The sequence below is a fragment of the Microcystis sp. M179S2 genome, assembly GCF_020245805.1.
Classification (GTDB): domain Bacteria; phylum Cyanobacteriota; class Cyanobacteriia; order Cyanobacteriales; family Microcystaceae; genus Microcystis; species Microcystis aeruginosa.
The window spans coordinates 1-5,747 of the sequence record NZ_JADBUE010000328.1 but is presented as its reverse complement, the minus strand read 5'-3'; the positions used below and the strand labels follow the sequence as shown (position 1 = coordinate 5,747).

Here is a 5,747-nt window from a genome sequence, read left to right as displayed (position 1 = left end):
GTCAGTATTCAGGAGTCAGTATTCAGGAGTCAGTATTCAGGAGTAAGTATTCAGGAGTCAGGAGATTATTTTTATTTATTATCCCCACACCCCATCACCCCACACCCCACACCCCACACCCCACACCCCAATCAACGCTGTTCTAACCTACGACTGGCTAGGGACATAGAATAACAGAAAATCCAGTAAATAAACGCCAAAAATAGATAAACCTCTGGATAATCGCCGATAAATTTCGGATTAGCTAAAACCGAGCCTGCCATACCCAAGAGGTCCACCAGCCCCACGATCGCCAGTAGAGAAGTATCCTTAAATAAACTGATAAATTGACCAACAATAGCGGGAATGACCGCTTTTAGAGCTTGGGGTAGAATGATCAATAATAAAACGAAAATCGGTTTTAAACCCAAGGCTTTGGCCGCTTCAACTTGACCTTTGGGAATCGCTTGTAAACCACCGCGGACATTTTCGGCCAGATAGGCTGCTGCAAAAAGGGTAAATCCTGCGATCGCTCTGATCACCCGTTCCGGTCTCGTCCCGGCGGGTAAAATTAAGGGTAACATCACCTGAGCCATGAATAAAATTCCCAACAAAGGTAAACCGCGCAATAATTCGATATAGCCAATAGATAGCCAACGAATTGCCGGTAATTCACTCTGTCTCCCCAGGGCCAATAATACCCCCAAGGGGAAAGATAAAATCATACTGGCGATCGCTACTAATAAAGTTAAGATTAAACCACTGAGATCATCGAGGGGAATTGCCTTTAAAAATAATCCTCCCAATAGTAACCAAGCGATTAAAGGTAAAGTCAATAACCAGAGCAATCCCCACCAGCGTTGGAGAAAAGCGGGGCAATTGGGGAAGCGACCCCGGTTTAATTGCCAAGAAAACAGTGATAAAGCCGCAAGTATCGTTAAAATCAGCCAAATTCGCCATATTGACTGTTCTGGATAACGACCGACCACAAATAAACCGATATTTTCCGTCACTACAGCCCATTTTGCCTGATTTATCGCCCAATCGAGAAAACTTAAGCCCCCCCAGAGGCTGAGAAATAGACCCGCAAGGGTTAAGATGACGTTGTACCAAGTGTTAAAGAGATTTTTTCTTAACCAGAGTCCCATAAAATTCCCCAACCTCCCCAGTGGTGATCCTTGTACTTTTTCAGTACAATGGTGCTATTAGAAAAATTCAGACTAATTTTCGACCATGAACAGTTGCATTTTAATGGCTAAAATTGTCCGTCGTCCCGAATTACGTTATACCCAAGATAATCAAACTCCCTACGCTCAAATGTTAGTCGAGTTTTCTGCCAATCGTGCCGAGGCAACCCCGGCTAATTTAAGGGCCGTAGCTTGGGGAAATTTAGCCTCAGAAGTCGCTCAGAACTATAATGAAGGTGATCAGGTAATTTTAGAAGGTCGTCTCTCGATGCAGACGATCGATCGTCCCGAAGGTTTTAAGGAAAAACGGGCCGAATTAGTCATTAGTCATCTCTATCATCTTGACGGCAGCATGAGTAGCGGTGAAATGGCAGCCCCGACTCCAGAAAAAGTCGTACCAATCAATGCCCACAAATCGAATAAAACCGAGGTGCAGAAACCCGTCGCACCTGTCTCCACCGGGGACTTTGAATACGACGCATCCTATGAACTTTCTAATCCTTCCGCTTGGCAACCCAGCGACACATCGGTGGAGGAAAATTTAGACGATATTCCTTTCTAAGTACCCCGACAGAATTAATGGCTCTTCTCGATTTTGTCTGATAATTTTTGCTTATGGAATCGTGGAATGCTTATCGGGCAAGACTTTAAGCACTATTTGGCGGATATTCTATCAGTATAGACCTCGTTTCCACACAGAAACCAGAAGAGCCAGTTCTTGCCTTCTAACCCCCTAACTCCCCACCATTGATACTTTTCTTTTGTTGAACGTAGCTCTGAAAATCGGCGAGGGTCAGTTCATCTAACCACTGGTGTCGCTCGGCGGTGTAATCGCCATGGCCGACTTCCAATTGTTGCAGGAAGCGGAGCATTCCCACCACCCCTAAAGAGTCAACTAAAGCTTGATATCCTTGTTTTCTCAGTTCAGCTAATTTCATTGCCATCCTCCTGTAAAGTCGCCATCAACCAAATCACGGGATTCTCTACCGTTACGTTAATTGAATCTCTATATTGTTGAGCTTTTCGCAGCAGCCTGTCATCGGTGGTCAGGAAAATATCAGCGCCCCCCGCTTCAGCAAAAGCCAGATGTAAGGCATCATAAAACTTAAAACCCAGTTGGGAGGTACGGAGTAGGGGCAATTCATGAATTGCCCCTACTGGCGATGGGCGTTTCCCTCGATACCATCCAACGGGCAGCTTCTACAGTAGCTTCTTGCCAAAATTCGGCATCAGTAGCAGCTATATCTGAATAATCGATATCAGAATCTTTCATCCGATCAAGGATCTTTAATTGTTCCTCTCTCGACATACTCATAATAAATAATCACCTAAGTAGGTAGGCGTTAAAAATCATCAGATCCCCCCGCCTATCGGCACCCCCCTTATCAAGGGGGGCAGGGGGGATCGAACCTAAAATCCATTTTTAATTTAATTATAACCAGCTACTTAACAATGTTAGCGAAATTTTGAACCCTATTACCGAATCCTACACACCGCGCCACAATCCCTCACGGAAGACGATCGGTCGCCTGAGAAGCAGTAAAACATGGGAAAATACCTGAGACTCCTTCCCCTGTGAATCCCTAAGCTAGGGAGAGGAATGTAAAGATTTATTAAATTGTAGCTTTTGATACAGTGCGGGGGGGGGTAATGTGTATCCTTTTGTCATCTCCTTTTGGTGTTGGGTTGGAGTGTTGCTTGACCTAGCTACGAGGGGGGCGATCGCACCAAAATTTATCACTACCTCTTAATTTCATGAAAAATAAACTTTTAAGTACCTCTGTTTTTACAGGCTTTGCTGCTACAAGCTTTATGCTATTATCTCAATTAAAAGCATCAGCAGCAGTTATGTCCTACAGCGTCACGGGGACATCGGGAACTTCGATCCTTAAAGCATTTCTTCAATCCAATGCTGACATGACCTCTATTAAATATATTGGCGAGATAAGATTGACATTCGTCAGCCAACAAGGTACAACGCTACCAGTCAATTTCCCTATTCCTATTAATCAATTACCGATGCAGATAGGTGAAAGTGTTGATTATACCAACTGGATTCCTATTCTTCCCTTCTTTACAATAAATTATAAAGTGACGGGACAACAGGGGGCATTTCAAGGCAAAGTAACAAAAGTAAAAACTCCTGAATCTACATCTAATATCACTTTCCTCGCTCTCGGCACTCTCGGCGCAGCCTCAACCATCAAGCGTAAACTTAAACCCTCTAAATCCACCGAAAAAGAAACTACAAAAGTCTCCTAAAATCCCCCATAAAACCCCACAAAAACCCCTTCATTAATTGGAGGGGTTTTTGTCATAAAACCCAGTCGTTGATCGTTAGGAGAATTGAGATTGATTGTATATACCCCAAAATAGTCCTACTGATCAGTAATTTTACTTTCAGCGAGAATTTCTTGGAGGACGGGGGATAAATTGCTAGTTAAACGGCCAGATCGAATAAATTCAGCGTAGGTATCAGCTTCGATATCTAGGAGGGTTTCCCGAAGTTGTTCCATTGTTAATAGCTGTAATTGGGGATAACTATCGTTGAGAGATTGTATTTCCGCTTCTACAGTCTTTAACTTTTCTTTGACGAGATGCTGCTCATAACTAAAAAATTCGGGGGCAACATCGGGAGATTTATCTAACTTAGAAAGATAGTCTAAAACCCTTTTTAAAGCTACCCGTCGGGCTAAAAGTTCCGCATAGTTTTCTCGAATTGGTTGATCACCGATCAAGTCTAATCTCGATAGGAAAGTTTGAATAGTTAATCCCTGAACCAAAAGGGTAAAGAGAACAACTCCGAAGACGATATCGATGATATCCTGACGATTGGGAAAAATAACCGGCACACTTAAAGCTAGGGCAATAGAAACGGAACCGCGCAAACCTCCCCACCATAAAACCGTTTTTTCCCGCCAATTAATTTTAGTTTCCATCAAGGCATTACTAACAGTTGCCAAAGCAAAGGTAGCCAGAAAACGGGCCGCTACCACGGCGGCGATCGTGATAAAAATTAAATTGAGATTATCGGCTAAACTGGAGAGACGGATCTGATCGCCGATGAGGAGAAAAACGATCGAATTGACAAAAAAAGCGAGAAACTCCCAGAATTGCGTGACTAATAGGCGGGTACGGGGACTCATACTAATTCTAGAGCCAAAATTACCTAAAATAATCCCCGTAGTCACCACTCCGATTACCCCCGAACCCCCGAACTCCTCGGTTAATAAATAAGCACCGTAGGCGGACACAAGAGTTAAAGACTGTTCCACTAGGGGTAAATCGAGACGTTGAGTCAGATAGGAAATACCAAAACCCACTAAACAACCCACTGCCACCCCGATACCGATAAAAGCGGCAATCCGGCTAATGGTTGTCTCCAAGGATAGACCACTAGCACCGAGGGGAATTTCCACCAAAAGAGCGAAAGCGACCACAGCGACCCCATCATTAAATAAGCTTTCCCCTTCCAAAAGCACGGTGAGGTTTTTACTGGCCCCCAATTCGCGAAAAAGAGCGACAACAGCGACGGGATCCGTAGAAGAAAGGCTCGCACCCACTAATAAGGCCGTAAATAGGGGTAAATTGGTCAATTCATCTAGGGTAAAACCAACCCCGAAAATCGAGATAATTACGCCGACAATAGCGAAAAGACTGACGGGAATCCAATTATCCTTCAGATCTCGCCAGCGTGTATTCCAAGCGGCTTCAAATAGCAAAGGGGGCAGAAAAATTTCTAGAATCAGTTCGGGGGATAGGTTCACCAGACGGATATCGATAAAAGCTAAACCCAAACCGACTATCACTAACAATAGGGTGTAAGGAATTTGGCGAAACCAGCTAAAAATCCTCGAAACCGTGGCCACACTCAGGGAAACGGACAAAACAATTAGAAATTGTTCTAAATTTTGCTTAATGACTTCATCGGTAGCGGATTCTAAACTCATTGGCTGGGAGGCAATCGGTGAGCGGACGTGCAAGAAAAGAACAATCTAAATTATTTGACATCCTCGCCGCCGTAAAACGGACGGCGATTCCCAAACCTCACGATTTAGGTTTCTGCTTCTTTCCCGAAGGATTTTTCGCACCTGCCTTCACAGATTTACTCTGTTCTGGTCTTATGGTCGCTCCACAGACTGACACCGCAAGCCCTGCGGCCAAAATATTTTTACTGGCGTTAATGTCTCGGTCATGGTGAGTCCCACAGTTCGGACAGTCCCACTCTCGAACATTTAACGGCAGCTTTTTCACAATATACCCACAATTACTGCACCGTTTAGAACTGGGAAAACATCTATCTATTTCGATGTAATTTTTCCCGTACCAACGGCATTTATAGGCTAATTGTCGGGTGATTTCTCCCCAGCTTACATCAGATATTGCCTGAGATAATTTCGGGTTTTTGACCATATTCTTGATGGCTAAATTCTCAACCACAATCGTTTGGTTTTCACGAACTAATTGAGTGGTTAGCTTGTGTAAATGGTCTTTCCTGCTATCGGTGATTTGAGCGTGAATCCTTGCTACTTTGATTCTTGCTTTTTCCCGATTTTTTGACCCTTTCTGTTTTCTAGAAAG

The 5,747-nt window shown here is 43.9% G+C and carries 7 protein-coding genes and 1 pseudogene; 2 read left to right on the top strand and 6 right to left on the bottom strand.

The annotated features are described in order from the left end of the window. Nucleotides 1-131 precede the first annotated feature (131 nt). Nucleotides 132-1,127, bottom strand: coding sequence for an amino acid ABC transporter permease (locus tag IM500_RS20405; protein WP_287739434.1), 996 nt, complete (start codon nucleotides 1,125-1,127; stop codon nucleotides 132-134). An 85-nt stretch (nucleotides 1,128-1,212) separates the two neighbouring features. Here IM500_RS20405 and IM500_RS20400 point away from each other — a divergent pair, with 85 nt between their 5' ends. Further along, entirely contained in the window at nucleotides 1,213-1,728 is a 516-nt protein-coding gene (locus IM500_RS20400) for a single-stranded DNA-binding protein (protein ID WP_287739433.1), read from the top strand. Between the two features lie 163 nt (nucleotides 1,729-1,891). Here the strand turns inward: IM500_RS20400 and IM500_RS20395 are convergent, their stop codons facing one another. From IM500_RS20395 to IM500_RS20385, 3 genes are read right to left on the bottom strand one after another with little or no spacing between them, the layout of a single operon-like run. Then, complete coding sequence (locus IM500_RS20395) at nucleotides 1,892-2,104, bottom strand: hypothetical protein (protein ID WP_002758270.1); 213 nt, start codon at nucleotides 2,102-2,104, stop codon at nucleotides 1,892-1,894. Continuing rightward, the gene (locus IM500_RS20390; RefSeq protein ID WP_002758272.1) at nucleotides 2,091-2,306 is read right to left on the bottom strand and encodes a PIN domain-containing protein; all 216 of its coding nucleotides are present in this window, start codon (nucleotides 2,304-2,306) and stop codon (nucleotides 2,091-2,093) included. The genes IM500_RS20395 and IM500_RS20390 overlap by 14 nt, the downstream gene beginning before the upstream one ends. A gap of 1 nt (nucleotide 2,307) precedes the next feature. Further along, on the bottom strand, nucleotides 2,308-2,481 hold the full coding sequence (locus tag IM500_RS20385) for a hypothetical protein (RefSeq protein WP_287739432.1): 174 nt from the start codon (nucleotides 2,479-2,481) through the stop codon (nucleotides 2,308-2,310). Between the two features lie 824 nt (nucleotides 2,482-3,305). Between IM500_RS20385 and IM500_RS24610 the strand changes: the two are divergent. Next, nucleotides 3,306-3,428, top strand: a pseudogene (locus IM500_RS24610) (PEP-CTERM sorting domain-containing protein); the annotation flags it as partial. 116 nt (nucleotides 3,429-3,544) lie between these two features. Here IM500_RS24610 and IM500_RS20375 read toward each other — a convergent pair. Next, entirely contained in the window at nucleotides 3,545-5,116 is a 1,572-nt protein-coding gene (locus tag IM500_RS20375) for a Na+/H+ antiporter (RefSeq protein ID WP_002797016.1), read from the bottom strand. Nucleotides 5,117-5,213: 97 nt separating this feature from the next. Beyond that, nucleotides 5,214-5,747 (bottom strand): RNA-guided endonuclease TnpB family protein (locus IM500_RS20370; protein ID WP_287739430.1); only part of this gene is annotated, 534 nt, incomplete at its 5' end.

Coding starts and splice junctions, on each gene's coding strand:
- IM500_RS20405 (WP_287739434.1), bottom strand. CDS start 1,127: ATGGGACTCTGGTTAAGAAAAAATCTCTTTAACACTTGGTACAACGTC.
- IM500_RS20400 (WP_287739433.1), top strand. CDS start 1,213: ATGAACAGTTGCATTTTAATGGCTAAAATTGTCCGTCGTCCCGAATTA.
- IM500_RS20395 (WP_002758270.1), bottom strand. CDS start 2,104: ATGAAATTAGCTGAACTGAGAAAACAAGGATATCAAGCTTTAGTTGAC.
- IM500_RS20385 (WP_287739432.1), bottom strand. CDS start 2,481: ATGAGTATGTCGAGAGAGGAACAATTAAAGATCCTTGATCGGATGAAA.
- IM500_RS20375 (WP_002797016.1), bottom strand. CDS start 5,116: ATGAGTTTAGAATCCGCTACCGATGAAGTCATTAAGCAAAATTTAGAA.